General features: G+C 74.2%; 1 protein-coding gene. It reads left to right on the top strand.

Annotation, left to right across the window (positions count from 1 at the left end):
* Positions 1-248 (top strand): FAD-binding protein (locus AOK23_RS51875; RefSeq protein WP_420823701.1); only part of this gene is annotated, 248 nt, incomplete at both ends.

Here is a 248-nt window from a genome sequence, read left to right as displayed (position 1 = left end):
CGCCGGCGGCGAGCTCCAGCTTCGTGCCGTCGAGGGTGACGCCCCTGGTGGCGATGACCAGGGCGGTGCCGGCGAAGCCCTTGTCGCCGATGACCAGGTTGGAGCTCGCCGCCGGCGAGGTCTGGACCGACGCCGTCGCCCACACCGTCGACGCCGGACTCGCCGGCATCGAATGCCTCGCCGGAATCCCCGGCTCCGCCGGCGCCACCCCCATCCAGAACGTCGGCGCGTACGGCCAGGAGGTCGCC

The organism is Streptomyces torulosus (assembly GCF_001419765.1).
Lineage (GTDB): Bacteria > Actinomycetota > Actinomycetes > Streptomycetales > Streptomycetaceae > Streptomyces > Streptomyces torulosus.
Note: the sequence above shows the minus strand (reverse complement) of the source record. Positions and strands in the feature narration are given on the sequence as shown.